Raw genomic sequence first — 25,102 nt, 5'->3', positions numbered from 1 at the left:
GACCCAACGGCGAAGACAAATAAAACTCGCCGCATCTTGAGGCATGGGGAAACACGCCCCCTTGGATATCATCCGATTTGCAGAAGGCGGGAAACGGAAATGGGCATGCGCAGTGTGGTATCTATCGTTTGCATTGCATTGTCTCTGGGCTTCTCCGGTGTGGCAGGCCAGGCCGTTGCCCAAGGCGCGGCTAAGGGCGCGAGCGGCTTGCCTCTGCCGCGTTTTGTCAGCCTGAAATCCAAACGCGTCAACATGCGCATCGGACCGAGCACGGATTATGCCGTGTCCTGGATGTACATGAAATCGGGCATGCCGGTCGAAATTATTCAGGAATATGAGAACTGGCGCCGCATTCGCGATGCTGACGGCACTGAGGGCTGGGTCAATCAGGCGCTGCTGTCGGGAGAGCGCACGGCTGTTGCTGCCCCATGGATGCGCGGTAAGGGCAAGGAAGTCTATGTCAACATGCGCCGTGAAGCGCAGTCCGGCGCTGCCGTCGTAGCACGGCTTGAGCCGGGTGTGGTCTTCCGGATCGGGGAATGCAACGGTGACTGGTGCCGCGCCGAGGCCGGTCAGGCCTCGGGCTGGGTGTCACAGGGCGAAATCTGGGGTGCTTACCCCGGTGAAGCCTTCAAATAAGGCCGTGCTTCTCGCCAAGCGCCTTCAGCGATGACATGGGGCGCGGCCCGACCTGCTGGATGACGGCGGCAGCCGCAAGGCAGCCAAGCTTGCCGCAATCTTCCAGCGACCTGTCCTGGGTGTAGCCGAACAGGAAACCGGCGGCGAAAAGATCGCCCGCACCGGTCGTGTCTACCACGTCATGCACCGGATAGGCTTCCACCTTCACGCGGTCAGTGCCGTGCAGGATAACCGCACCTTCCTCGCTCATCGTCACCGCCGCGATCTTGCAGTCGGCGGCGATCCTGGTCAGCGCAAGCTCGAAGTCGTCGGTTTCATAAAGGGAAAGCGCTTCCTGCTTGTTGGCGAAAACGATGTCCACCGTGCCGGAGCGCATCAGATCGAGAAACTCGTCACGGTAACGGCCGACGCAGAAACTGTCGGAAAGCGTCATGGAAACTTCGCGGCCGTTTTCATGCGCAATGCGGGCACATTCGCGGATCGCGTCCTTGGCGCGTGGCGGATCCCACAGGTAACCTTCGAAATAGGTGACCTTGGTCTGCGCCACCACATCGTCTTCCACATCCTCAGGGCCGAGATCGACGCAGGCGCCAAGATAGGTGTTCATCGAACGCTCGCCGTCTTCAGTCACGAAGATCATCGAGCGGGCAGTGGGCGGGAAAGTGCCTTCCGGCTTGGTCTCGAAATAAACGCCCTGAGCGCGGATGTCGTGCTGGAAGATTTCGCCAAGCTGGTCTTCCGCCACCTTGCCGAAATAGGCAGCCCTGCCGCCAAAATTCGCCACACCTGCCGCCGTATTGCCGGCGCTGCCGCCGGAGGCTTCGAGTGCCGGGCCCATCAGTGAATAAAGCAACTCCGCGCGCTCCGCGTCGATGAGGTTCATCGCACCTTTGGTAATCGCATTGTCGTTGAGAAACGTGTCATCGCAGCGGGAGATGATGTCGACGATGGCATTGCCGACAGTCAGTACGTCGAATTTCGTCATGGGCCCTATCCGGTTCGCACGAGGCGTTGTTTCTGATGGTCTTAAACATTTCTCGCGGCAAGAAAAGCCCAAAGGATGCCATGCCGCTTGAGGAGCTGGCCAGAACCGTCATCTTCCCGTCACGTGAGTGAGCTATCTGTTCCTTCAGAGCACCGGTGAGGAACTCTTGCCGGCATGGAAGGCATGAAGGTCTTCTGGCTCGACCGTTATCTCCGCCACGGATGTACTGGCGGTCCATAACGGACAAAAGGCGGGGGCGACCCCGCTTTTTCTTTTATGCCATGCCTCCTCTCTCGATTTCGGCAGGCATGCCGCTCACTTCAAAGGCAATAGGCATGCCATCCATCACGCGTGCCGTTCAGCTAGAAGCAAGACGCTCATATTTCCTGATTCCATTCCGGCCGAAAAGGCTCTAAAGCGGAGTGTCTCCCCGCAGAAGCCGCGAAAGCTTTTCCTTCATGTCTGCCGTTGCCGCGAATGTTGCCCCCATCTTTATTCTCATCCTGATTGGGTGGCTCACCGTTAAGGCCGGATTGTTCAGGGCGGATGCGGGCGATATTCTCAGCGACTTCGTGTTCAAGATCGCAGTACCGACGCTGATCTTTCGCACCTTGGCGGAGGCGAATTTTCACGGGGCATCGCCCTTCCTGCTCTGGATCACCTATTTCGCCGGCGTGGCCATTACCTGGACAGCCGGGCATATCGTCACCCGTTACGTATTCAGGCAGGATGGTCGCATTGCCGTGATTGCCGGCATTTCATCGGCCTTCGCCAACAATATCTTCATCGGCCTGCCGTTGGTCGGTCGTTCTGTCGGTGATGAGGGGCTGGTTGCCCTGTCAATCCTGCTCGCTATCCATCTGCCTGTGATGATGATTGCAGGGACGATCCTGATGGAAAACGCCACGCATAAGGCCGTCGGCGGCGAAAAGCGCAGCGTGGCTGCTGTCTTCAAACAGGTCGGCCGCAACCTCGTGACCAATCCGCTGGTCATCGGCCTTGCCATCGGCCTCTCGACCAATGTCTCCGGCGTGCCCCTGACGCCCATCCTCAAAACCGTGGTTGATCAGGTCGCGTCCATGGCCGGGCCGGCAGCGCTCATCTCGCTTGGCATGGCCCTGACGAAATATACCATCCGCGGCAATATGGGCATCGCCGTCACCATGACCGTATTCAAACTGTTGCTGTTGCCCGCCTGTGTCTGGATCATCGGCCATGCGCTTGGCCTCAGCCACGAATGGACGGCAGCGCTGGTGCTCACCTCATCGGTACCGACGGGTGTAAATGCCTGGCTGATCGCCAACCGGTTCGGTATCGGCCACAGCGTTGCGGCCTCCACGATCAGCATCTCCACAGCGACCGGCGTTCTGTCCGTGTCGCTATGGGCCTGGCTGCTGAGCTGATTTGATTACTTCTGGGCACTCAGAATCTTGAAGCGGGCGTTGCGGCACACTTCGGCAGTCGTGCGGAATTCGGCAGCCAGAACCGGCTCATAGGGCAGGCCGCGATTGGCGACCATCAGCAGCTTGCCGCCGCTGCGCAGCGCCCCTGCTGCGGCCTTGATGAAGGCTTGGCCAAGCGTCGGTTCCGCCGCCTGTCCGGCTGCATGGAAAGGCGGATTCATGATAATGAGATCGTATTTCTCCTTCGGCGGCTCATTGGCCAAATCCTGCCAGAAGAAGCGTGTCGTCAGCCGCGGATTGTTCTCGAGAAGATTGGTCTTGGCGTATTCCAGCGCATTCCAGTCGGCCTCAAACAGATCGATGCGCGCCGTGCGCGGCGACTTCTCGACCAGCATGATGGAGAGATAGCCCCAGCCAGCACCGAAATCGGCTGCATTGCCGTCAAAATCAGTCGGCAGACGCGATGCGAGCAGTTCCGAGCCATCATCCACGCGGTCATGGGAGAACATGCCGGGCAGGGCGGTGAAGCGACCTTCCACCGTCACCGGCTTCTGCGCGAGTTTTGCCACAATGGCGGAGGTATCCTCCGGGCGCCTGAACCAGAGGGCAACGCCATGATATTTCGGCGTCGATTCCGCTTCGATGCCGAGTTTTGCCAGCGTCTTGCGCAACGTGACGATGCCGTCCTCCTTGGAGCCGGCTGCAACGATCAGCCCGCCGGCCTTCACGCGTGACAATGCTTCGGCGACGCGATTTTCGTTCTCACCGCGATGTTTGCCACACAGCAGCAATGCCGCATCGTAATCCTCACCGGAAATATCCGGCGTGACGTTACCGCCCTGCGCCTGCAAGGCGCGATAGAGCGGGCGAAGATGCTGAACCGCGACGATCTCCGCATTGAAGCCCTCAAGCCGCGGACCCGCCTCCGCTCCCAGAAACAGAACGCGTTCGCCCTCTTTCGGCATGTCGAGCATTTCTGCAGCAAAAGGGTGGAACAGGGTTTTAACAGCGTCGCGGCTCATGGGAGCGTCCTCAAGATGAAATAGAAAAAAGGCGCGGGCAAAACCCGCGCCTCGGTAGGGTCTGGTGGCGCGGCCTTATTCGGCAGCGGCTTCACCGTCTTCCTTCTTCTTGTCGGCAACGATTTCCTTGCCGCTTTCCTGGTCGACAACCTTCATGGACAGGCGAACCTTGCCACGCTCGTCGAAGCCCATCAGCTTGACCCAGACCTTGTCGCCTTCCTTGACGACGTCGGAAGTCTTGGCAACGCGCTCGGAAGCGAGCTGTGAAATGTGCACGAGGCCGTCACGGGCGCCGAAGAAGTTGACGAAAGCGCCGAAGTCGGCGGTCTTGACAACCGTGCCTTCGTAGATCGCGCCGACTTCCGGTTCCGCAACGATGGAGTGGATCCACTTGCGAGCCGCTTCGATTTCCTTGCCGGAAGAAGAAGCGATCTTGACGGTGCCGTCGTCTTCAATGTTGATCTTCGCACCCGTCTTTTCGACGATTTCGCGAATGACCTTCCCGCCGGAGCCGATGACTTCACGGATCTTGTCGACCGGGATGTTCATCACTTCGATGCGCGGCGCAAATTCGCCGAGCTGGCCACGGCTCTCGGTGATGGCATTGGCCATTTCGCCGAGAATGTGCTTGCGGCCACCCTGTGCCTGCTCCAGAGCGATCTTCATGATCTCTTCGGTGATACCGGCGATCTTGATGTCCATCTGCAGCGAGGTAATGCCGTCGGCGGTACCTGCAACCTTGAAGTCCATGTCGCCGAGGTGGTCTTCATCACCGAGAATGTCGGAGAGAACCGCGAAACGGTCACCTTCGAGGATCAGGCCCATGGCGATGCCCGCAACCGGCTTGGCAAGCGGAACACCGGCATCCATCAGTGCAAGCGAGGTGCCGCAGACAGTTGCCATCGACGAGGAGCCGTTGGATTCGGTGATTTCGGAAACGACGCGCAGCGTGTAGGGGAACTGTTCGGCAGTCGGCAGCATCGGACGGATCGCGCGCCATGCCAGCTTACCGTGGCCGATTTCGCGACGGCCCGGGGAGCCCATGCGGCCAGTTTCGCCGACCGAGTAGGGCGGGAAGTTGTAATGCAGCAGGAAGCGTTCCTTGTACATGCCGGTCAGGCTGTCGACATACTGTTCGTCTTCGCCGGTGCCGAGGGTCGCAACAACGATCGCCTGGGTTTCACCGCGGGTGAAGAGCGCCGAGCCGTGGGTGCGGGGCAGGATGCCGACTTCGGAAACGATTGGGCGAACGGTCGACAGGTCACGGCCGTCGATGCGGCTCTTGGTGTCGAGAACGTTCCAGCGAACGATCTTGGCCTGAAGGTGCTTGAAGACGGCGCCGATTTCTTCCGGCGTGTACTTGGCTTCGCCTTCTTCCGGCAGGAAGTGCGCCTTCACCTTCGCCTTGACGGCGTCGACGGCGGCGTAGCGGGAAGCCTTCTCGGTGATTTTGTAAGCGTCGCGCAGTTCAGCTTCCGCAAGGGCGAGCATCTCGTTTTCGAGCGCGGAAAAATCTTCCGGTTCGAACTCGCGCGGCTCCTTGGCGGCAACTTCAGCGAGCTTGATGATCGCGTCGATAACCGGCTGGAAACCGCGGTGACCGAACATGACCGCGCCGAGCATGACGTCTTCGTTCAGTTCCTTGGCTTCCGATTCCACCATTAGGACGGCGTCCTGCGTGCCGGCGACAACGAGGTCCAGAACCGATTCATCCATCTCGTCGAGATGCGGATTCAGAACGTATTCTCCGTTGATGTAGCCAACGCGTGCGCCGCCAACCGGGCCCATGAAGGGAACGCCGGAAAGCGTCAGCGCCGCGGATGTGGCGATCATGGAGAGAATGTCAGGGTTGTTTTCCAGATCGTGCTGGATAACGGTGACGACAACCTGCGTGTCGTTCTTGTAGCCTTCAGGGAACAGCGGACGGATCGGACGGTCGATCAGGCGCGAAACCAGCGTTTCGTTTTCGCTCGGACGTCCCTCGCGCTTGAAATAGCCACCGGGGATCTTGCCGGCTGCGTAGGTCTTCTCCTGATAGTTGACGGTCAGCGGGAAGAAATCCTGGCCCGGCTTAGGAGACTTTGCGGAAACCACAGTCGCGAGAACCATGGTCTCGCCGTAGGTTGCGATGACGGCGCCATCAGCCTGACGGGCGACCTTGCCGGTCTCGAGCTTCAGCGGGCGGCCTGCCCATTCGATTTCCACGGAGTGTTGATTGAACATATCTCGTCCTTGGTTGTGGCTGCCGCTCCGGCATCGTGCCGGCGGTGGCAGCGCAGTGACTCAATCACGGGCAAGACAGCGGGAGGCTTTCGACAAGCAAGCATCCGGCAATCCTGCCCCATGACAGGTCTGCGGTTGAAAAAGGCGGCGCCGGCCCATCCGGGTCGCCCTTATCGTCCGGGGGCCACATCAGCGGCAAACGCCCGGAAATTTATGCGGCCTCAAAAGACCGGATACAAAAACCGGCGGGCATCGTTGCGAAACCCGCCGGAGAAGTTATTAGCGGCGAATGCCGAGAGCACCGATCAGCTTGGAGTAACGGGCTTCATCCTTCTTCTTCAGATAATCGAGAAGCGAACGACGGCTCGAAACCAGCGTCAGAAGGCCACGACGGGAGTGGTTGTCCTTCTTGTGGTCCTTGAAGTGACCGGTCAGGTTGTTGATCCGCTCCGTAAGGATAGCGACCTGAACTTCCGGCGAACCGGTGTCGCCTTCCTTGGTTGCATATTCCTTGATGAGGGCGGCTTTACGCTCTGCAGTAATCGACATCGGACGATCCTTTCAGTTTTAAGGAAAACGGGACGCCTAGAGCCGGGATGTCGTCCAGCTCTGGCCATGAAAAGCAAAGGCAAAGCCCAAGCTGGCGCTGCCTATAAACTATTCCGGGTGCAATGGAAAGAGGCGATTGACAGCGCTCCGCCACGCGTCGGCAAACGCGTGACGGTCCGACTCAGCCGAAAACCCTCTTCGGGCGAAACTCGCCTTCGCCGATTTCGCCAATGGCGACCAGCTTGCCATGTGCCGTAGCGTAGGCTTCCGGATGGTTGGCAGGCGCATCGCGCCCGCGCAGCAGGATAGGGTTGCCCATCTTTAACCGGTGCGCCTGGTCGTCGTTGATGATGAGGCGGGGCAGGGCGGAAAGCGCCTCCGCCGTGTCGATCAGATAGGCGTCCAGCGCTTCCAACCGCTCGTCGCGGTCTTCAACGGCTTCCAGCGCGGTGAGAGTCTCTAGCGGCACCATCATGTCTTCGCCGAAGGGCGCGACCATGGTCCGGCGAAGTTCCGAGATGTGGCCGAAACAGCCGAGATCGCGGCCCATGTCGCGTGCCAGCGCCCGCACATAGGTGCCTTTGCCGCACTCCACCTCGAAATGCGCTGTATCGGCATCGGGGCAGGCCAGCAGCGTCAGGCGATGGATTTCCACCTCGCGCGCGGGAATTTCCACGGTCTCGCCGTCGCGCGCCAGATCATAGGCACGCTCGCCGGCGATCTTGATGGCGGAAAATTGCGGCGGGGTCTGCATGATCATGCCGGTATAATTGGGCAGAAGATCGCGGATTGCCTGCTCGTCCGGGCGATGATCGGAAGATTCGACCACTTCGCCTTCCAGATCGTCGGTCGCGCGTTGCTCGCCCCAGGTCACGGTGAATTCGTAGATCTTCCGGCCGTCCATGACGTAAGGCACGGTCTTGGTGGCGTCACCGAGCGCGATCGGAAGCATGCCGGACGCGAGCGGATCAAGCGTGCCGGCATGGCCGGCCTTCTGGGCGTTGAAAAGCCACTTGATCTTGGAAACGGCCTCGGTGGAGCCGAAATCGAGTGGCTTGTCGAGGATCAGCCAGCCCGAAATCGGACGGCCTTTGGGTTTGCGGTTCTGCTGTTTGCGTGGTTTGGACATGCTTCAGTTCTGTTCGTCGTCTTTTTCGTTTGAAGGTCCAAGATCGCGCTGCACTTCGGGCGAGCGCAGAAGCGCGTCGATCTTCTGGTAGTTGTCGAAACTCGTATCGTCGCGGAAACGCAGTTCCGGCATGTATTTCATCTGCCGAAGCTGCGGGCCGAGGCGGCCGCGCATGAACTTGGCGTGGCGGTTGAGTGCCGTGATGATGTCGGTGTGATCGGCAACGCCCAGCGGCGTTACGTAGGCAGTCGCGATCTTGAGATCGGGAGACATGCGCACTTCCGAAATGGAAATGACGGTGCTTTCGATCAGATCGTCGCGGACTTCGCCGCGCTGGAGAATCTGGGTCAGGGCGGCGCGCACCTGTTCGCCGACGCGCAGCATGCGTTGCGAAGGGGCCGATGATGTTGCTTTTGCCATTGATTATGCCTCAAACGGAGCGAGCGCCGGTAAGCCGGCGCCCGACAGTAAAGTCCTGTTCTACGGCGAGAATGCTCTAACTCTTTGTTTTATCGCATTCCCGGACGGAAAACCGGGGTCCACTTTTCCTGGAAATGCTTTAGAGCGTTCTCGTGATGTGTTCGACGCGGAAGCACTCGATGGTGTCGCCAGCGCGGATGTCTTCGTAGTTCTCGAAGGCCATACCGCATTCCTGACCAACAGGCACTTCGTTGACTTCGTCCTTGAAGCGCTTGAGGGTCTTGAGCTTGCCTTCGTGGATAACGACGTTGTCGCGAACCAGACGCACGCCCGCACCACGTTCCACCTTGCCTTCGACGACGCGGCAGCCCGCGACCTTGCCGACCTTGGTGATGTTGAACACCTCGAGGATTTCGGCATTGCCGAGGAAGGTCTCGCGACGTTCCGGCGAAAGCAGGCCCGACATCGCCGCCTTCACGTCATCCACCAGATCGTAGATGATGTTGTAGTAGCGGATTTCGATACCGGCGCGTTCGGACGCCGTCCGTGCCTGTGCGTTGGCGCGAACGTTGAAGCCGATGATCGCGGCGTTGGAGGCCTCGGCAAGCGAGATATCCGATTCCGTGATGGCACCAGCACCGGAATGAACGATCCGAGCGCGCACTTCGTCGGTGCCAAGCTTGTCCAGCGAAGCGATAATGGCTTCGACCGAGCCCTGCACATCTGCCTTGATGACGAGCGGGAATTCCTTCATTCCCGAGGTCTGAAGCTGGCTCATCATCTGTTCCAGCGAACCACGCTGACCGGTCTGACGGGCGACAGCCTTGTCACGGGCCAGACGCTGGCGGTACTCGGAGATCTCGCGAGCACGGCTTTCGTTTTCGACAACCGCGAAACGGTCGCCGGCCGAAGGCGTGCCGGAAAGGCCGAGAATCTCGACCGGCATGGCCGGGCCGGCTTCCTTGACGTGTTCACCCTTGTCGTTGACAAGCGCGCGGACACGGCCCCACTGATCACCGGCAACGATGATCTGTCCGGGCTTCAGCGTACCCTTCTGAACCAGAACCGTGGCGACGGCACCGCGGCCGCGGTCGAGCTCGGCCTCGATGACAGTCCCTTCCGCCGTGCGGTTCGGGTCTGCCTTGAGGTCGAGGATTTCGGCCTGCAGCAGGATCGCTTCAAGCAGCTTGTCGAGGTTGAGCTTGTTCTTGGCCGAAACTTCGACGTCAAGAACTTCACCGCCCATCGATTCCACGAAGACTTCGTGCTGCAAGAGCTGCTGGCGAACCTTGTCAGGGTTGGCCTCGTGCTTGTCGATCTTGTTGATCGCAACGACGATCGGAACACCCGCTGCCTTGGCATGGTTGATGGACTCGATCGTCTGCGGCATCACGCTGTCGTCTGCGGCAACCACGAGGACGGCAATATCCGTCGCCTGCGCACCACGCGCACGCATGGCCGTAAAGGCGGCGTGGCCGGGCGTATCGATGAAGGTGATCTTCTGACCGTTCTTCTCGACCTGATAGGCGCCGATATGCTGGGTGATGCCACCGGCTTCACCGGCAACGACGTTCGCCTGACGGATAGCATCGAGCAGCGAGGTCTTGCCGTGGTCGACGTGACCCATGATGGTGACGACGGGCGGACGGGCAACCATTTCGCCCTCGTCGTCCGTCTGGTTGAAGATGCCTTCTTCCACGTCGGATTCAGAAACGCGCTTGACGGTGTGGCCAAATTCGACCGCGATCAGCTCGGCCAGATCGGCGTCGATCACGTCGCCCGGCTTCATCATCTGGCCTTCCTTCATCAGGAACTTGATGACGTCGACCGCACGTTCGGACATGCGCTGCGACAGTTCCTGAATGGTGATGGTTTCCGGCAGGATCACTTCGCGCATAACCTTTTCACGGGTCTCCTGCATCTGGCTGCGGCGGAACTTTTCCTGCCGGCGGCGCATGGATGCCATGGAGCGGCCACGTGGCGTACCGTCTTCATCCAGGTTGGACGAGGTCACGGTCAGCTTGCCACGGCGGCGTTCTTCTTCTGTCTTCAGGCGGGCAGCCGGTTTGGCCGGCGCAGGTGCTGCGACCTTGCCGCGAACCGGCAGGTTGCCACGGCGTGAGCCGCGATCGTCCTCTTCGTCGCCATCAGGGCGGCGACCGCGCGGAGCGGCGGTTTCGGGCGTCGTGCGGCCGGGTGCAGCAGCGGCGGGCTGAGGACGGGTCTCGCCACGCGACGCCGGCTGGGCCGCCGCAGCGGGCCTTTCCGCGGTTGTCTGTGGCTTTGCTTCCACGGCCGGCTGGCTTGCCGCTGCCTTGGCGGCTTCAGCCTCTTCGGCTGCACGGCGTGCTGCCTCTTCCTTCTCGGCGGCGATGCGGCGTTCTTCTTCCACCTTGCGGCGTGCTTCGTCTTCGGCGCGCTGCTTGGCTTCGATGACATCGCGAGCCTGCGCTTCCATCAGCGCGCGGCGACGTGCTTCCATTTCACCGGCCGACAGATCGTGCAGGACGTTGCCGCGCGGACGCTCGGGCTGACGCTGCTGCGGTGCGGACGAGCCCGGGCGCTGCGGCTGGGACGAACCCGGACGCTGCTGTTGGCCGCCCGGCTGGTGAATGCGTGGCTGCGGAGCCTGCGGACGTGGCGCGGCGGCAGCAGGAGCAGCCGGCTTCGGCGCGGGCGTCACCGGCGAATGAACCTGCTTCTCGTCTTCCGGACGCATGGGGCGACGCTTGCGTGTTTCCACGACAACCGCGTTCGTGCGACCTCGACCCATATCCTGCCGCACGGTGCCCTGATTCATCCCGCCCGGCTTGAGGGTGAGAGTCTTCTTAGGCTGTGCGTTAAGTGTCTTGTCGTCGTTGTTGTCGGTCATTCCGTTCCCGTTCCTTCGGACGAGAACCGGATGACGTCCATCAGGTCTCGTCGTTCAATTGCTGCATCGGAACGCGGCGACCGTACATTTCAGTCGACCGCGTCATTGTTCTGTCCGGGCAGCGTCGCGTTCCGCCTGAGGTTGGCCGCCAAGGCGGTACCGCTCAAGCATCGTTGCGCGCTTCACTACACCCTCACCCGCCTGCCCTGCAAGCGCGCAGGCATGGATAAAAGCATTCTGGCCCATCAACTCGTCCATTTCGGCATCGCTAAAGAGCCGGAAGGACGGAATTTCGTTGCCGGCATCGCTGCCGAGTGCCCAGGCCTTGCGGGCCTGGTCCAGTTTTCTGACGCCATCGGCCGCAGCATCGGTCGCGTGGAACACGGCGATCGCGTGTCCCGAACGGACAGCAGCATCGACCTTCGTCGCGCCGCTGATGAACTGACCCGCCTTGCGCGCCATGTTCATCATACCAGCCACATGCTGCGCCATCAGCCGGTCGAGAAGAGCGAGAAGCTCCGGCCCGGCCTTGACGTCGCGTTTGAGAGCCCGCGCGAAGAGCTTCTTCGCGATGGCCTTCTCGATCAGGGCGCGCTCGGGTGTCACCCAGCAACCGCGCCCCGGCAATTGGCGTTTCAGGTCCGGAACGACGTTGCCGTCCGGGCCTGCGACGAAGCGGATCAATTCATCTGGCGATCCGCTCTGCCGTGTCACAATGCACATACGTCCATTGACGTCGCCCTTGATCCGCCCGTCATCGTCAGTCTCGGGCAGCTCGTCCGGCTCATGCGCCTGCGATGTCATTCCTGTTCGGCGGTATCCGCCTCCTCGGCAGCTTCCGCATCGGCTTCCTGTTCGGAAGCGAGCTCTTCGGCGGTGATCCAGCCTGCCAGAAGGCGAGCCTGCACCACCATGTTCTCGGCCTCGACGCGCGAAACATCGAGCTTGGAGAAGATGCCTTCGAACTTCTTCGTCTCGCCATCCTTGCGCTCGCTCCAGCCAACGAGATCGTCTGCTGCACAGCCGGCAAAGTCCTCGATGGTCTTGATGCCGTCTTCGCCGAGCGCAACCATCATCTGCGAGGTCAGGCCGTCGATCTGACGCAGCTCGTCGGAAACGCCGAGTTCCTTGCGCTTGGCATCCATTTCGGCTTCCAGGCGTTCCAGATATTCGCGGGCGCGGGTCTGGATTTCATCGGCGGTGTCTTCGTCGAAGCCATCGATCGACGAGATTTCATCGAGATCGACATAGGCGAGTTCTTCAACCTGCGCGAAGCCTTCCGAAGCAAGAACCTGACCGACCATTTCGTCGACGTCGAGCGCTTCCATGAAGAGGGCCGTGCGCTCGTTGAATTCCTTCTGGCGACGCTCGGATTCTTCCTGCTCGGTCATGATGTCGATATCCCAGCCGGTCAGCTGCGATGCGAGACGCACGTTCTGACCGCGGCGGCCGATGGCCAGAGACAGCTGCTCGTCGGGAACAACCACTTCGATACGCTCGGATTCTTCATCCAGAACGACCTTGGCGACTTCCGCCGGCTGCAGGGCGTTGACGATGAAGGACGCCGGCTCCTGGCTCCACGGAATGATGTCGATCTTCTCGCCCTGCAATTCGCCGACAACGGCCTGCACGCGCGAACCGCGCATACCGACGCAGGCGCCGACCGGGTCGATCGAGCTGTCGTTCGAGATAACGGCGATCTTGGCGCGCGAACCGGGGTCACGCGCAACCGACTTGATCTGGATGATGCCGTCGTAAATTTCCGGAACTTCCATGGTGAACAGCTTCACCATGAACTGAGGATGGGTACGCGACAGGAAAATCTGCGGGCCACGCTGTTCGCGGCGAACGTCATAGACGTAGGCGCGCACGCGATCACCGTAACGCATGTTTTCGCGCGGGATCATCTCATCACGACGGATAATGCCTTCGCCACGGCCGAGATCGACGATGACATTGCCGTATTCGACGCGCTTGACGGTGCCGTTGACGATCTCGCCGATGCGGTCCTTGAACTCGTCATACTGGCGGTCACGCTCGGCTTCACGCACCTTCTGGACGATCACCTGCTTGGCGGACTGGGCGGCAATACGCCCGAAATCCATCGGCGGCAGTGGGTCGGCAATGAAATCGCCGAGCTTGGCGTCCGGGTTCCGGTCGCGGGCAAGCTCCAGCGGGATTTGGGTCGAATAGTCCTCAGCGGCCTCGACAACTTCCAGAAGACGCTGCAGGCGGATTTCGCCGGTCTTGGAGTTGATGTCGGCGCGGATGTTGGTCTCCGAACCATAGCGCGAGCGGGCGGCTTTCTGGATAGCGTCGGCCATTGCGGCAAGCACGATTTCGCGGTCGATGACCTTTTCGCGCGCCACAGCATCGGCGATCTGCAGAAGCTCAAGCCGGTTAGCACTCACTGCCATTTTTTTATCTCCGTAAGTCGCATAATTGCGGGGATCGCCCGTTTTCCGGGCTTTACGTTGGAATTAGTCTTCGTCTGCTTCGTTTTCGTCGTTCTGGTTTGCGGCAGCGGCCTTGGCCGCCTTGTCTGCCCGCAGCGCATCACGAATAAGGTCGTCCGTCAGAATGAGCTTCGCATCCGAAAGCGCAGTGAACGGAACGATGACTGTCGGCTCTTCGCCATAAGCGATCTGGTCGCGTTCCAGCTTGAAACCGTCAGCATCAACCTCAACGATCTTGCCGCGAAACCGCTTGCGGTTCTCGACCAGAATGGAGGTTTCGACCTTCACCAGATGGCCCTGCCAACGGGTAAAATCCGATTTGCGAACCATCGGCCGGTCGATGCCGGGCGAGGAAACTTCGAGATGATACGCCTTATCGACGGGATCTTCCACATCAAGAACCGGTGAAATGGCCATGGAGATGGCTTCACAGTCCTCAACGGTCATCGTGCCGTCTTCCCGCTCCGCCATCACCTGCAGGGTCATGCCGTTCTGGTTGGAAAGCCGCACGCGTACCAGAACATAGCCCATACCTGCCAGAACAGGCTCGATGATTTCGGCAATACGCTGGTCGATGCCGGTTTCGGTTATCAGTCGCGGTTCATGTGCGGTGTCTGCCATATGGCCTTCCGGTCTCTCTTTTTCATCGGGCGATGCGCCCGCCGTTTCCGGCTCGCCTAACGAAAAAGAGCGGAGCCTTGCGGCCCCACTCTTCATCAAGCGATCAAGAATTTCAGGGGTCATATAGACCCATCGGGGCAGGATTGCAAGGTTTTCGCCAAAATCGACGACACTGGAGGCAATCGTCACATTTTCACCCCGACGATGGCGCAGGGGGTGGATTGATTTTCGGCACTGTCTATAGTTGCCGTTTGATAAATCGCAGTTGCATCAAGTGGACAGATCGTGCCTGACCGTAAATCGCCACTCGCGCCTTTAAGGCATTTGACCTACAGACGAATCTGGTTTGCGAGCATCGCCTCGAATTTCGGCGGGCTGATCCAGGCGGTGGGTGCGGCCTGGATGATGACCTCGCTGTCGAGTTCGGAAAACATGATCGCGCTGGTGCAGGCCTCCACCTCGCTGCCGATCATGCTGTTCTCGCTGATTTCAGGCGCGCTCGCCGACAGTTTCGACCGCCGACGCATCATGATTTCGGCGCAGATACTGATGCTGACGGCCTCCGTGCTGCTCACCGTCTTTGCCTGGTCGGGATGGCTCACGCCCTGGCTGCTGCTGTTCTTCACCTTCATGATCGGTTGCGGCACCGCGCTCAACAATCCATCGTGGCAGGCGTCCGTCGGCGAAATGGTGCCGCGCGAGGATTTGCCGGCTGCGGTGACGTTGAACAGCGTCGGCTTCAACATTACCCGCAGCGTCGGACCGGCCATTGGCGGTATCATCGTCGCCGCCGCCGGTGCCGCCGCCGCCTTTTTTGTCAATGCGCTGAGCTACTTCACGCTCATCTACGCCCTGTTTCGCTGGCAGCCGCCGAAATATGCCTCGAGCCTGCCGCGTGAGCAGCTGCTGGCGGCCATCTCGGCTGGCATGCGTTATGTGGCGATGTCGCCCAACATCGGCAAGGTGCTGGTGCGAGGCTTCCTTTTCGGCCTTTCCGCCAGTGCCATCCTTGCCCTGATGCCCATCGTCGCCCGTGATCTGGTGGAGGGCGGCCCCTTGACTTACGGCGTCATGCTGGGTGCATTCGGCGTTGGTGCCATCGGCGGCGCGCTGGTCAGCGCGCGCCTGCGGGAGGTCATGTCGAGCGAATGGATCGTTCGCGTGGCTTTTCTCGGCTTTGCTTTCAGTGCCGGAGTGACTGCAATCAGCACCAATGCCATCATCACGTCCCTGGTGCTGACGATCGCCGGCGCCTGTTGGGTTCTGGCGTTGTCGCTCTTCAACACCATCGTTCAGCTTTCCACGCCGCGCTGGGTGGTGGGCCGGGCGCTTTCGCTTTACCAGACGCTGACCTTTGGCGGTATCGCCGTCGGCAGCTGGCTATGGGGTGAACTTGCCGAGGACTACGGCATTTCCTATTCCCTGCTGGGCTCCTGTCTCCTGATGCTGCTCGGCGTTGTCGTGGGTTTCAAACTTGCCATGCCGGCGTTCGCCTCGCTCAATCTCGATCCGCTCAACCGGTTCGTGGAGCCGCCGCTCAGGCTCGATATCAAGCCGCGCAGTGGTCCCATCGCCATCCTTATCGACTATGAAATCCACGACGAAGACCTTGGTGAATTCCTGCCGCTGATGGCGGAGCGTCGCCGTATCCGTATCCGCGATGGCGCCCGCAACTGGAACCTGATGCGCGATCTCGAAAACCCTGATATCTGGACGGAAAGTTACCATGTGCCGACTTGGGTGGAATATGTCCGCCATAACCACCGCCGCACCCAGGCGGATGCGGAAGCCTGGGACCGGCTGCTCGAGCTTCACCGCGGCAAGACGCGCCCCCGGGTGCATCGGATGATCGAGCGGCAGACCATTCCACCGACCGACGACATCTTTCACAAGCCGCATACTGACCAGCATTGACAGGTGTTGAACTCCACCAGCGCTTATCTTGTCACGTTCGTTTTGCAAAATGCGCATAGGCTGCAAAAAGGTGGAATGCGATATGGAAGATCGGAATTTTGTCTTCAGGCGTGCGGAACTTGCAGAAAGCGAGAGCGTCGCCGCAATAGCACGTATTTCCCGCCGGCATTTTCTTCCCTATGTGCCGGACCTACACAGTTTCGAAGAAGACAGAGAATATTTTAGCAATATTGTTTTCACCGAGAGTGAAGTCTGGGTTGCGGAGGAAGACGGGATTTTAGCTGGCTTTTGTGCCTTCCGGCTCCAATGGCTGGATCATCTTTATTGCTTACCCGCCTATGTGGGCAAAAATCTCGGAATGAAGTTGTTGGATAAAGCGAAGCAAGGACAAATGCGCCTCCAACTGTGGGTCTTCCAGCAAAATATCCGCGCCATAAGCTTTTACGAGCGCCATGGTTTCCGCAAAGTGCGGGAAACGGACGGGTCCGGTTGCGAGGAAAATTTGCCGGATGCGCTCTACGAATGGCGTGCGCAGCCGGTGACGGACCCATGGAAATCAGCGTAGGCGGCCCTTCAGCGTCGCATCAGGAAAACATGTTGGCGCCAGACCGTTCTTGGTCTGCCAGTCGCCGAGTGAGCGACGCGTCTTGAAACCGGCCAGCCCGTCCGCCTTTCCCACATCGTAACCCTTGGCGACCAGCGCCTTCTGCATGGTGAGGACATCCGAGCGCAGCATAGAGCCGACATTGCCCCATTCCCCCTTGAACGGTCCTGCGCCATGGGCGATGCGGTCGGCGAGATTGCCGATGAAAAGGGCGTAGAGATCGGAATTGTTATATTCCTTGATGACGTAGAAATTCGGTGTCACCACGAATTCCGGCCCATGCCGCCCGGCCGGCACCAGCATCATGCCATCGGCGGTCAGGTCATTGGCGGGAAAGGCTTTTCCGGAAATGCGGGTAATGCCCATCTTCGCCCAGTCGGCCACCGGCCGGGCCAGATCAGGGCCTTCCTGCGCGCAGGAGACATTGGCCGGGATGGATACTTCGAAACCCCAGTCGCGATTGCGTTGCCAGCCGCGCGCAGAAAGATAGTTCGCTATGGATGCCAATGCATCCGGCACTGAATTCCAGATATCGCGATGACCGTCGCCATCGAAGTCCACGGCATATTTCAGATAGCTCGACGGCATGAATTGCGGCTGGCCGAGCGCACCGGCCCAGGAACCCATCATGCGCGAGGCAGCGATATCACCGCTTTCGACGATCTTCAGCGCATCGATAAGCTCGGCACGGAACATCTCCTTGCGGGTGGACATATAGGCCTTCGTGGCCAAGACATCGATCACGGAATGGGGAAGTTTTGCCCGACCGAAACCGGATTCGCGGCCCCATATGGCAACGACGATATCGCCGGGCACGCCATATTTGGCCTCTATCCGGCGTAGCGTCGCCGCGTGGGTGGAGGCAAGCGAACGCCCGGTGGCTGCTAGCCCCTGTAGCCGCTTTTCGGAGAAATAGGCGCCTGGCGAGGAAAATTCCGCCTGACTCTGGCTCTGTTCCTTCGGCGGTTTCTGGCCGGGAATGACGAGATCGGGCAGGTTCCAGCTGATGGACAGACCGCTGAGCGTGGCTTCAAGCGTCTTTTGCGAAATGCCGGCCTTGCGGGCTTCCGGCCAGATCTCTTTTTTCAGCCAGGCATGAAATTCGACATCATATCGCGCTGCCGCCGCTCCTGTCGGTGCCGATTGCGCCAACGCCGTCGTTGCTGAAAAAACGGAAAGAAGGCCAGCCAGTGCCTTCGTGGCAAAACGGTTTCGCATTCGGTCTCCTCTTTGAATGACGGGGAGGGAGGGGCGCTTTAGATTGTCGTGCGCGCCCGAAGCGCCGCCGTCAATGTCCCCTCATCGAGATAATCGAGCTCACCGCCCACCGGCACGCCGTGCGCAAGCCGGGTGATCTTGATGTCGAGACCGGAGAGGCGGTCGGTGATGTAATGGGCGGTTGCCTGCCCTTCCACAGTCGCATTGACGGCGATGATGAGTTCGCGAATGCCGCCGGCGCTCACACGGTCGATGAGGCCCTTGATGTTCAGGTCCTCCGGCCCAACGCCGTCCAGCGGCGACAGCGTGCCACCCAGAACATGATAGGCGGTGTTCATCGCGCCTGTCCGCTCGAGCGCCCACAAATCCGACACGTCTTCCACCACGATGATGACCGACTGATCGCGCCGGTCGTCGGTGCAGACGGTGCAGGGATCGATCGTATCGACATTGCCGCAGCAGGAGCAGATCTTCACTTTGTCGTAGGCTTCGCCCATGGCGTGTCCCAAAGGCCCGAGAAGCTGCTCCTTCTTCTTGATGAGATGCAGCGCCGCCCGGCGCGCCGAGCGGGGGCCAAGCCCCGGCACTTTTGCCAGAAGCTGGATCAGTTTTTCGATTTCAGGGCCAGTGACTCGTTTTGCCATGAGCGCTTTCTACTGCATAAATTAGGAAACGGGAATCATGAAGCGCGAAGGGCAGTCCATGAAAATACGGGCGGTGTGCCGGGGCGAGGCGACAAGCCTGCCGGGAAAGACGACGAAGACGGGTATCTTCAAGCACGCGGTGCAGGGGCCGGTGATGGTCGATGCCCAGGGCATCGTCAGCGACGCCGTTTGCAATCGCAAACACCACGGCGGGCCGGACCAGGCGATCTACGTCATGGGTTCGGCCGATCTCGACTTCTGGTCCCATTCTCTTGGCTATGCGGTTGAACCGGGTTTTTTCGGCGAAAATCTGGTCATCGATGATGTCGACAGCGCAGAGCTGCACGTTGGCGACAGGTTCAAGGCAAATGAAGTCGTGCTGGAAGTGACCGCCGCGCGCATTCCCTGCGCCACGCTGTCGGCCCGGATCGGCGATCCCGATTTCGCTCCTCGGTTCCGGCATGCGGGCCATCCGGGTTTTTATTGCCGGGTATTGAGCGGTGGAATGCTCGCTGCCGGGGAGGAGATCGCCTTTGAAGCCTATCAGGGAACGAAGCTGGCGATACCAACCATTTTGCAACGATTTCGTCCATTGCGGCTAAGCGTGTCGGAACGTGCGGCCTATCTCGAAACACCGCTGGCAAGCCGGTTCCGGGCGATGCTGGAAGTCTGAAAACAGATGACCGCCAAACCGGCTGAAGGCCGGAATGGCGGACAGATCATCAAATCAGAATGGCAGCTTCATGCCGGGGGGCAGCGGCAGACCGGCGGTCAGGCCAGCCATCTTTTCCTGGGCCTGCGCCTCGCCCTTACCCTTCGCGTCCTTGTGGGCCGCAACGATGAGGTCCTCGAGGATTTCGACTTCGTCTTCCTTGAGCAGCGACGGATCGATCTTCAGACCACGCATTTCGCCCTTGCCGTTCAGGATAACGGTCACCAGACCGCCGCCGGCACGTCCTTCGATTTCAAGCGCAGCAATTTCTTCCTGCACCTTCTCCATCTTGGACTGCATTTCCTTGACCTTGCCCATCATGCCCATGATGTCGCGCATATGCCAATCTCCTGTTCTTCTTGTTTAAAACTCGATGTCGTCGCCGGGAAGGATGTCGCCTTCGCTCGATTCGGCAACCGATGGCGGGGTGATATCCTCCGCCTCATCCTGCAACGCGGCGCGGATGCGCACGTCGGTGATTTTAGCACCCGGAAACTGCGCCAGAATCGCGGCGACGTCAGGGTCCTGCCGTGCATCGACGAGACGCGCATCGCGGGCGTTGCCTTCGGCTTCGACAAGCGTCGGCTCGCCCTGCTCCTTGCTGAGGCTGACGATCCAGTGGATGCCGGTCCATTCCTTCAGCTTAACGCCTAGTTCGCCGGGAAGTGAGCCGGGTGCGCCCTCGCCGAGGCGCATATCAAGCCGGCCGGGCTCCAGCCGCACCAGCCGCACGAAGTTGCGAACCTTCGCCCGCATGACCGGATCGCGGTTTTTCTGGCAGAGATCGGCTATATCCTGCAGCGAATTAACGGGAACTTTCGGCTCCGGTCTCTCTTCGGTTTTCGGGGAAGCGACCTGCATCTCCTGCGGCCGGCTATCTGGAACGGCGCGCAGCATCGTGGATGGCTGCGGACCGGCCTGCCTCGGGGCGGCAAATTCTGCAGGTCTTCCGGCTGCCACGGTCTGCGCCGACGAATAGGCGCGCGCGCCACCACCATTGCCGCCGCCTGAAGGCGCGCCATTGGCATAACCGCCGCCATCGCCATTCGAAAGTTCGAGCAGGCGACGTGCCGCATCCTCAGGTGCGGGTAGATTGGCGGCATGCGAAAGTCGGATCAGCACCATCTCGGCAGCACCGGCGGGGCGAGAAGCGTTTTCCGTTTCCGGAATTCCCTTCAGCAGCATCTGCCAGATGCGCGACAGCGCCGTCACGGCGATGGTGTCGGCAAACTCCGCGCCACGCACGCGCTCCACTTCGGAGAGCGAGGGGTCTTCCGCCGCATCAGGCACGTATTTCATCCGAGTGACGAGGTGGGTGAAGTCGGCAAGATCGTTCAACACGACGACGGGGTTCGCGCCGGCCTCATATTGCCCGTTGAATTCCGCAAGGGCAGCGGCAACATCACCCTTCACGATATGCTGGAAAAGATCGACGATGCGCGCACGGTCGGCAAGACCCAGCATGCCGCGCACTGCTTCTGCCTCCACACGGCCGCCGCCATGCGCAATCGCCTGATCGAGCAGCGACAGGCCGTCGCGGGCGGAACCTTCGGCCGCACGCGCAATCATGGATAGAGCCTGCGGATCGGCCTCGAAGCCTTCCTTGCCGGCAATGGCGGTAAACAGCCCGACGAGATCAGCAGCGCTGATGCGGCGCAGATCGAACCGCTGACAGCGTGACAGAACCGTGATCGGAACCTTGCGGATTTCCGTTGTCGCGAAGATGAACTTCACATGCTCCGGCGGCTCTTCCAGGGTCTTCAAAAGACCGTTGAAAGCCTGCGTCGAGAGCATGTGTACTTCGTCGATGATATAGACCTTGTAACGCGCCGAGACCGGGCGATAGCGCACCTGCTCGATAATCTCGCGAATATCGTCGATACCCGTATGGGAGGCGGCGTCCATCTCGATGACGTCGACATGCCGGCCTTCCATGATCGCCTGGCAATGTTCGCCGGGAATGCGCAGATCGATGGTCGGCTTGTCGATGGTGTCGGTCTTGTAGTTCAGCGCACGGGCGAGAATGCGGGCCGTGGTGGTTTTGCCCACACCGCGAACGCCCGTCAGCATATAGGCCTGCGCGATACGTCCGGTCTCAAACGCATTCGTCAGCGTGCGGACCATCGGCTCCTGGCCGACCATCAGATCGGAAAAATCCTTCGGGCGATATTTGCGTGCCAGTACCCGGTAGCCGGTCCCGACCTGGGATTCGCTCGATGTGGTGGGTACGGTATCGCTCATCGCCTCGCCAGTTTGTTTTGCCAGTTATCTTGGGGCGCAGTTGTCTTGGGGCGCGGAACTGGCCCGGCGAAAGCTGAGCACGGCATTTAAAAAAGGTGGGAGGCTGGCACGGCGACCCGTGCCGGGCTCGTTAGGGCTGCTTCCTTCCGGACCTGACCCGGTTGGCGAGTGGCTCGTCCACCACCAACCTCCCGGGGCCACATATCGGCAATATCGACAGCAAATGCAAGCCAAGCCTTCAAAAAACTGCTATCACGATGAAAACAAACATGGAGGACGCCTTGGAGACATTCCAGCTGGACGAAAGACTGGCGCGCGACAGCGTGCTTGTGACACGTTTGGGTCTTTGCGAGCTGCGCTTGCAAAACGACAGTCGCTGGCCCTGGCTGGTGCTGGTGCCGCAGCGGGATGGCGTCAGCGAATTGTTCGATCTCACTCCGCTCGATCAGGCCGTGCTGACATTCGAGACCAATCTCGTCGCATCCGCCTTGAAGGACATCACCGGAGCCACCAAGATTAATGTCGGCGCTTTGGGCAATATCGTCCGGCAGCTGCATGTCCACATTATCGCTCGCAATGAAGGCGACACCTGCTGGCCCGGTCCCATCTGGGGTCACGGAACGGCGGTACCGTATGCGGCGGGCGAAAAGGAAAGCCTCATGAAAAAAATCTCCGGCGCGCTCTGATGATATCAATGAAAATTTTCGAAACCACGGCACCCCATCCCGAAGCAAGCCTGCTGACGGCCTTTTCCAAAAATGCTCTCGACCGTTTCGCCGAAAAGCGCGCCGAGGAGTGCGTTGCCGAGGCGCTGAAAGTCGACGGCACCCATATTTTCGCCTTTTCAGGTAACCGGCTGGTCCTCAAGCATGACGAGCAGGTGATCGACCCCCTGTTCGCCGCCTATGAACTGGCAGAGTTGCAGCCGGATTTCGACAATGCCGTGCTGCTCGGCTATCGCGAAACCGGCGAACCACGTATTGCGGTGCCCGTCGCCATCGCGGAGGACCAGCTGGCAAGCCACTACAAGCTGGCCGATGCCCGCACACTTTACCGCGATCATCTGCTGGATGAAGAGTTGTTGAGCGAGGTGGCCCAAGCCGTCAGCCTGACGCACTGGAACGGCGACAATCGTTTCTGCGGACGATGCGGCGGCACCATGGAGCTGCGAATCGGCGGCTATAAGCGCATCTGTTCGGCTTGCAACCACACGATTTTTCCCCGCACCGATCCCGTCGTCATCATGATGACGATCGACATCGAGCGCGATCTTTGCCTGCTTGGCCGCGGCGCTCATTTTGCGCCGGGCATGTATTCATGCCTCGCCGGTTTCGTTGAGCCGGGAGAGACGATCGAACAGGCCGTGCGCCGGGAAACGCATGAGGAATCGGGCGTCGACGTCGGTCGTGTTCGCTACCACGCGTCCCAGCCATGGCCGATGCCGCACACGTTGATGATCGGCTGTTATGCCGAGGCGCTCTCATCCGAAATTGCGCGCGACGAAATAGAGCTTGAGGATTGCCGCTGGTTCACACGAGAAGAGGTGGCGAAGATGCTGGACGCACCGGCGGGGGAAGGTTTGTCGGCTCCGCCGATCGGCGCAATCGCGCATCGGCTGATGCGCGATTGGGTGGAGTGGCCAAAGTGACCTAACGGCCTGCGGTTGGCTCAGCTCTGGTTGAGCTTGCCGCGCATGGGGTGACCCTTGTAAACTCCGAGAATTCGGACCTTCTCGGAAAAGAAGCGCAGTTCATCCAGCGCGTGCCGCACGGATTCGTCTTCGGGATGCCCCTCAATGTCGGCATAAAACTGCGTCGCCACAAACTTGCCGCCCAGCTGATAGCTCTCAAGCTTGGTCATGTTGATGCCATTGGTCGCGAAACCGCCCATGGCTTTGTAAAGCGCGGCGGGAATGTTGCGGACGTTGAAGACGAAGGTCGTGACGAGAATCTCGTCGCTCGTCTGGCGCTTCGCCCAGTTTTCATCGCGCGACAGCACCACGAATCGGGTGACGTTGTTCTCGGAATCCTCGACATTCTCGGCGAGAATATCGAGGCCGTAGAGGCTGGCGGCAAGGCGCGGCGCAAGGGCAGCCATGCTTCGGTCGCCCGTTTCGGAAACGAGCCTTGCCGAACCCGCGGTATCGCCGGCGATGACAGGCTTCCAGCCGTTGGAGCGAATGATCTTGCGGCACTGGCCAAGTGCATGGATATGGCTGTGCACGGTGCGGATTTCGTCCTTCGTCACGCCCGGCATCACCATCAGCTGAAAACGGATCGGCATGAAATATTCGCCGATGATGTGCAGGCGTGATTCGGGCAGCAGATGGTGAATATCCGCCACCCGGCCGGCGAGCGTGTTTTCGATCGGGATCATGCCGAGGTCAGCTTCGCCGTTTTCGATGGCGTTGAAGGCATCCTCGAATGTCGGGCACGGCAGAGGCTCCATATCCGGAAACATGTCGCGGCAGGCCATGTCGGAATTCGCGCCGAATTCGCCCTGGAAGGCAATACGATTGGTGGTCAGGCTCATGAAAACTGTCCGTTAATGGGTTCTGCTTGCGAGAATTTTGCGGGCTTTTTCGAGGTCATGCGGCGTGTCGACGCCGAGCGGTACAGAGTGGACGATTTCCGCGTCGATGCGCATGCCGGCCTCGAGTGCCCGCAACTGCTCCAGCCGTTCGCGCTTTTCCAGAGGGGACGGCGGCAGGCTTACGAATGTCTCCAGCGCTGCACGGCGATAGGTGTAGAGACCGATGTGATGATAAAGCGGGCCATCGCCATAGGGCGCGGTGGTGCGCGTAAAATAAAGCGCGCGCAGTCTCGTATCGGAAAGCGGGCTGCCGACGACTTTCACGACGTTGGGATTGGTCTTTTCCTGTTCATCGGTGATTTCGACCGTCAGCGTCGCAATGTCGACGGCGGAATTTTCCAGTGGGCGCAGCGAGGCGCGAATTGTTTCCGCCTCGATGGTCGGGAGGTCACCCTGGACATTGATGATATAGTCGGCCTTGCCGTAGGGATCGGCCTTTTGCAGCGCTTCGAAAATCCGGTCCGAACCGGATTGATGGTCGTCGCGCGTCATCATCACGTCGAAACCCGCACTTTGAACGGCGGAAAACACCTGTTCGTCATCAACGGCAACAACGATTCGTTCCGCGCCTGCTTCCCGCGCTCGCAGTGCCACCTGCACGATCATCGGCTTGCCGCCGATGTCGGCGAGCGGCTTGCCAGGCAGGCGCGTGGATGCCATCCGCGCCGGTATGAGGACGACAGCTTTCTCGAATTCCCGATTCTTCATCCGACACCCTTCAAATCCCGACCGAAAAGTGTCAAAACGTCACGGTGTGGGGAACATTATTCAAGTTGCGCAGGCTGTGCAAAAGCCATAGCTTTCGAGCAATTTCAAGATGCCCGGTTATATGGAGCGGATGCGAGGGAGCGCATATAG

23 protein-coding genes and 1 other RNA gene are annotated in these 25,102 nt (G+C 60.1%); 7 read left to right on the top strand and 17 right to left on the bottom strand.

Going from position 1 to position 25,102, the window contains the following annotated elements; genetic code table 11:
* Nucleotides 1–105 precede the first annotated feature (105 nt).
* Nucleotides 106–639, top strand: a complete 534-nt coding sequence (locus AT6N2_RS10090; RefSeq protein WP_209086225.1) for an SH3 domain-containing protein — start codon at nucleotides 106–108, stop codon at nucleotides 637–639.
* Here the strand turns inward: AT6N2_RS10090 and AT6N2_RS10085 are convergent.
* The gene (locus tag AT6N2_RS10085; protein ID WP_209086222.1) at nucleotides 632–1,624 is read right to left on the bottom strand and encodes an adenosine kinase; all 993 of its coding nucleotides are present in this window, start codon (nucleotides 1,622–1,624) and stop codon (nucleotides 632–634) included. The two genes, AT6N2_RS10090 and AT6N2_RS10085, sit on opposite strands and share 8 nt — an antisense overlap.
* Before the next feature lie 458 nt (nucleotides 1,625–2,082).
* Between AT6N2_RS10085 and AT6N2_RS10080 the strand changes: the two genes are divergently transcribed.
* Nucleotides 2,083–3,027 carry an AEC family transporter gene (locus AT6N2_RS10080; RefSeq protein WP_209086219.1) on the top strand — a complete coding sequence of 315 codons (945 nt, stop codon included), beginning with the start codon at nucleotides 2,083–2,085 and terminating at the stop codon, nucleotides 3,025–3,027.
* 5 nt (nucleotides 3,028–3,032) lie between these two features.
* Here the strand turns inward: AT6N2_RS10080 and AT6N2_RS10075 are convergent, their stop codons facing one another.
* From AT6N2_RS10075 to rimP, 9 genes are all read right to left on the bottom strand, one after another.
* Entirely contained in the window at nucleotides 3,033–4,049 is a 1,017-nt protein-coding gene (locus AT6N2_RS10075; protein WP_209086217.1) for a class I SAM-dependent methyltransferase, read from the bottom strand.
* Nucleotides 4,050–4,124: 75 nt separating this feature from the next.
* Complete coding sequence (gene pnp / locus AT6N2_RS10070; RefSeq protein WP_063949330.1) at nucleotides 4,125–6,272, bottom strand: polyribonucleotide nucleotidyltransferase; 2,148 nt, start codon at nucleotides 6,270–6,272, stop codon at nucleotides 4,125–4,127.
* Between the two features lie 279 nt (nucleotides 6,273–6,551).
* Nucleotides 6,552–6,821, bottom strand: a complete 270-nt coding sequence (gene rpsO / locus AT6N2_RS10065) for a 30S ribosomal protein S15 (RefSeq protein WP_003492949.1) — start codon at nucleotides 6,819–6,821, stop codon at nucleotides 6,552–6,554.
* Between the two features lie 181 nt (nucleotides 6,822–7,002).
* Nucleotides 7,003–7,950: a tRNA pseudouridine(55) synthase TruB gene (truB, locus tag AT6N2_RS10060; protein WP_063949331.1), complete on the bottom strand. Its 948-nt coding sequence runs from the start codon at nucleotides 7,948–7,950 to the stop codon at nucleotides 7,003–7,005.
* A gap of 3 nt (nucleotides 7,951–7,953) precedes the next feature.
* Complete coding sequence (rbfA, locus tag AT6N2_RS10055; RefSeq protein WP_004439055.1) at nucleotides 7,954–8,370, bottom strand: 30S ribosome-binding factor RbfA; 417 nt, start codon at nucleotides 8,368–8,370, stop codon at nucleotides 7,954–7,956.
* 139 nt (nucleotides 8,371–8,509) lie between these two features.
* A complete protein-coding gene (gene infB / locus AT6N2_RS10050) occupies nucleotides 8,510–11,242 on the bottom strand; it encodes a translation initiation factor IF-2 (RefSeq protein ID WP_209086215.1) in 2,733 nt (910 codons plus the stop codon).
* A 102-nt stretch (nucleotides 11,243–11,344) separates the two neighbouring features.
* Nucleotides 11,345–12,046: an RNA-binding protein gene (locus tag AT6N2_RS10045; RefSeq protein ID WP_209086212.1), complete on the bottom strand. Its 702-nt coding sequence runs from the start codon at nucleotides 12,044–12,046 to the stop codon at nucleotides 11,345–11,347.
* Nucleotides 12,043–13,659 carry a transcription termination factor NusA gene (nusA, locus tag AT6N2_RS10040; RefSeq protein ID WP_003524306.1) on the bottom strand — a complete coding sequence of 539 codons (1,617 nt, stop codon included), beginning with the start codon at nucleotides 13,657–13,659 and terminating at the stop codon, nucleotides 12,043–12,045. The genes AT6N2_RS10045 and nusA overlap by 4 nt, the downstream gene beginning before the upstream one ends.
* A gap of 63 nt (nucleotides 13,660–13,722) precedes the next feature.
* The gene (gene rimP, locus AT6N2_RS10035; RefSeq protein ID WP_144576252.1) at nucleotides 13,723–14,319 is read right to left on the bottom strand and encodes a ribosome maturation factor RimP; all 597 of its coding nucleotides are present in this window, start codon (nucleotides 14,317–14,319) and stop codon (nucleotides 13,723–13,725) included.
* Nucleotides 14,320–14,604: 285 nt separating this feature from the next.
* On the opposite strand from rimP, the gene AT6N2_RS10030 reads away from it, so the two are divergent.
* Nucleotides 14,605–16,233: an MFS transporter gene (locus AT6N2_RS10030; protein WP_063949335.1), complete on the top strand. Its 1,629-nt coding sequence runs from the start codon at nucleotides 14,605–14,607 to the stop codon at nucleotides 16,231–16,233.
* Between the two features lie 82 nt (nucleotides 16,234–16,315).
* Entirely contained in the window at nucleotides 16,316–16,798 is a 483-nt protein-coding gene (locus AT6N2_RS10025; RefSeq protein WP_233282434.1) for a GNAT family N-acetyltransferase, read from the top strand.
* Here the strand turns inward: AT6N2_RS10025 and AT6N2_RS10020 are convergent.
* Together AT6N2_RS10020 and recR are read right to left on the bottom strand one after the other, a co-directional pair.
* Complete coding sequence (locus tag AT6N2_RS10020) at nucleotides 16,790–18,055, bottom strand: lytic murein transglycosylase (RefSeq protein ID WP_209086209.1); 1,266 nt, start codon at nucleotides 18,053–18,055, stop codon at nucleotides 16,790–16,792. The two genes, AT6N2_RS10025 and AT6N2_RS10020, sit on opposite strands and share 9 nt — an antisense overlap.
* A gap of 38 nt (nucleotides 18,056–18,093) precedes the next feature.
* Entirely contained in the window at nucleotides 18,094–18,699 is a 606-nt protein-coding gene (gene recR, locus AT6N2_RS10015; protein ID WP_003524309.1) for a recombination mediator RecR, read from the bottom strand.
* A 37-nt stretch (nucleotides 18,700–18,736) separates the two neighbouring features.
* On the opposite strand from recR, the gene AT6N2_RS10010 reads away from it, so the two are divergent.
* A complete protein-coding gene (locus AT6N2_RS10010; protein WP_209086195.1) occupies nucleotides 18,737–19,372 on the top strand; it encodes an MOSC domain-containing protein in 636 nt (211 codons plus the stop codon).
* A 54-nt stretch (nucleotides 19,373–19,426) separates the two neighbouring features.
* Here the strand turns inward: AT6N2_RS10010 and AT6N2_RS10005 are convergent, their stop codons facing one another.
* From AT6N2_RS10005 to ffs, 3 genes are all read right to left on the bottom strand, one after another.
* On the bottom strand, nucleotides 19,427–19,750 hold the full coding sequence (locus AT6N2_RS10005; RefSeq protein ID WP_063949339.1) for a YbaB/EbfC family nucleoid-associated protein: 324 nt from the start codon (nucleotides 19,748–19,750) through the stop codon (nucleotides 19,427–19,429).
* A gap of 24 nt (nucleotides 19,751–19,774) precedes the next feature.
* Nucleotides 19,775–21,652, bottom strand: a complete 1,878-nt coding sequence (locus AT6N2_RS10000) for a DNA polymerase III subunit gamma/tau (RefSeq protein WP_209086180.1) — start codon at nucleotides 21,650–21,652, stop codon at nucleotides 19,775–19,777.
* Nucleotides 21,653–21,747: 95 nt separating this feature from the next.
* An RNA gene (gene ffs / locus AT6N2_RS09995) (signal recognition particle sRNA small type) lies at nucleotides 21,748–21,844 on the bottom strand.
* A gap of 65 nt (nucleotides 21,845–21,909) precedes the next feature.
* On the opposite strand from ffs, the gene AT6N2_RS09990 reads away from it, so the two are divergent.
* Together AT6N2_RS09990 and nudC are read left to right on the top strand one after the other, a co-directional pair.
* The gene (locus tag AT6N2_RS09990) at nucleotides 21,910–22,338 is read left to right on the top strand and encodes an HIT domain-containing protein (RefSeq protein ID WP_063949788.1); all 429 of its coding nucleotides are present in this window, start codon (nucleotides 21,910–21,912) and stop codon (nucleotides 22,336–22,338) included.
* Nucleotides 22,338–23,300 (top strand): NAD(+) diphosphatase, encoded by a 963-nt coding sequence (nudC, locus tag AT6N2_RS09985; RefSeq protein WP_209086177.1) that lies wholly within the window; start codon nucleotides 22,338–22,340, stop codon nucleotides 23,298–23,300. The genes AT6N2_RS09990 and nudC overlap by 1 nt, the downstream gene beginning before the upstream one ends.
* Before the next feature lie 20 nt (nucleotides 23,301–23,320).
* Here the strand turns inward: nudC and AT6N2_RS09980 are convergent, their stop codons facing one another.
* Nucleotides 23,321–24,184: a prephenate dehydratase gene (locus tag AT6N2_RS09980; RefSeq protein ID WP_209086174.1), complete on the bottom strand. Its 864-nt coding sequence runs from the start codon at nucleotides 24,182–24,184 to the stop codon at nucleotides 23,321–23,323.
* 12 nt (nucleotides 24,185–24,196) lie between these two features.
* On the bottom strand, nucleotides 24,197–24,952 hold the full coding sequence (locus AT6N2_RS09975; protein ID WP_063949342.1) for a 3-deoxy-manno-octulosonate cytidylyltransferase: 756 nt from the start codon (nucleotides 24,950–24,952) through the stop codon (nucleotides 24,197–24,199).
* Nucleotides 24,953–25,102: the final 150 nt, after the last annotated feature.

Origin of the sequence: Agrobacterium tumefaciens (assembly GCF_017726655.1) — a bacterium.
In the GTDB taxonomy this organism is placed as follows: domain Bacteria; phylum Pseudomonadota; class Alphaproteobacteria; order Rhizobiales; family Rhizobiaceae; genus Agrobacterium; species Agrobacterium tumefaciens_B.
The sequence above is the reverse complement of the archived record's forward strand: the minus strand, read 5'-3'. Positions and strand labels throughout refer to the sequence as shown.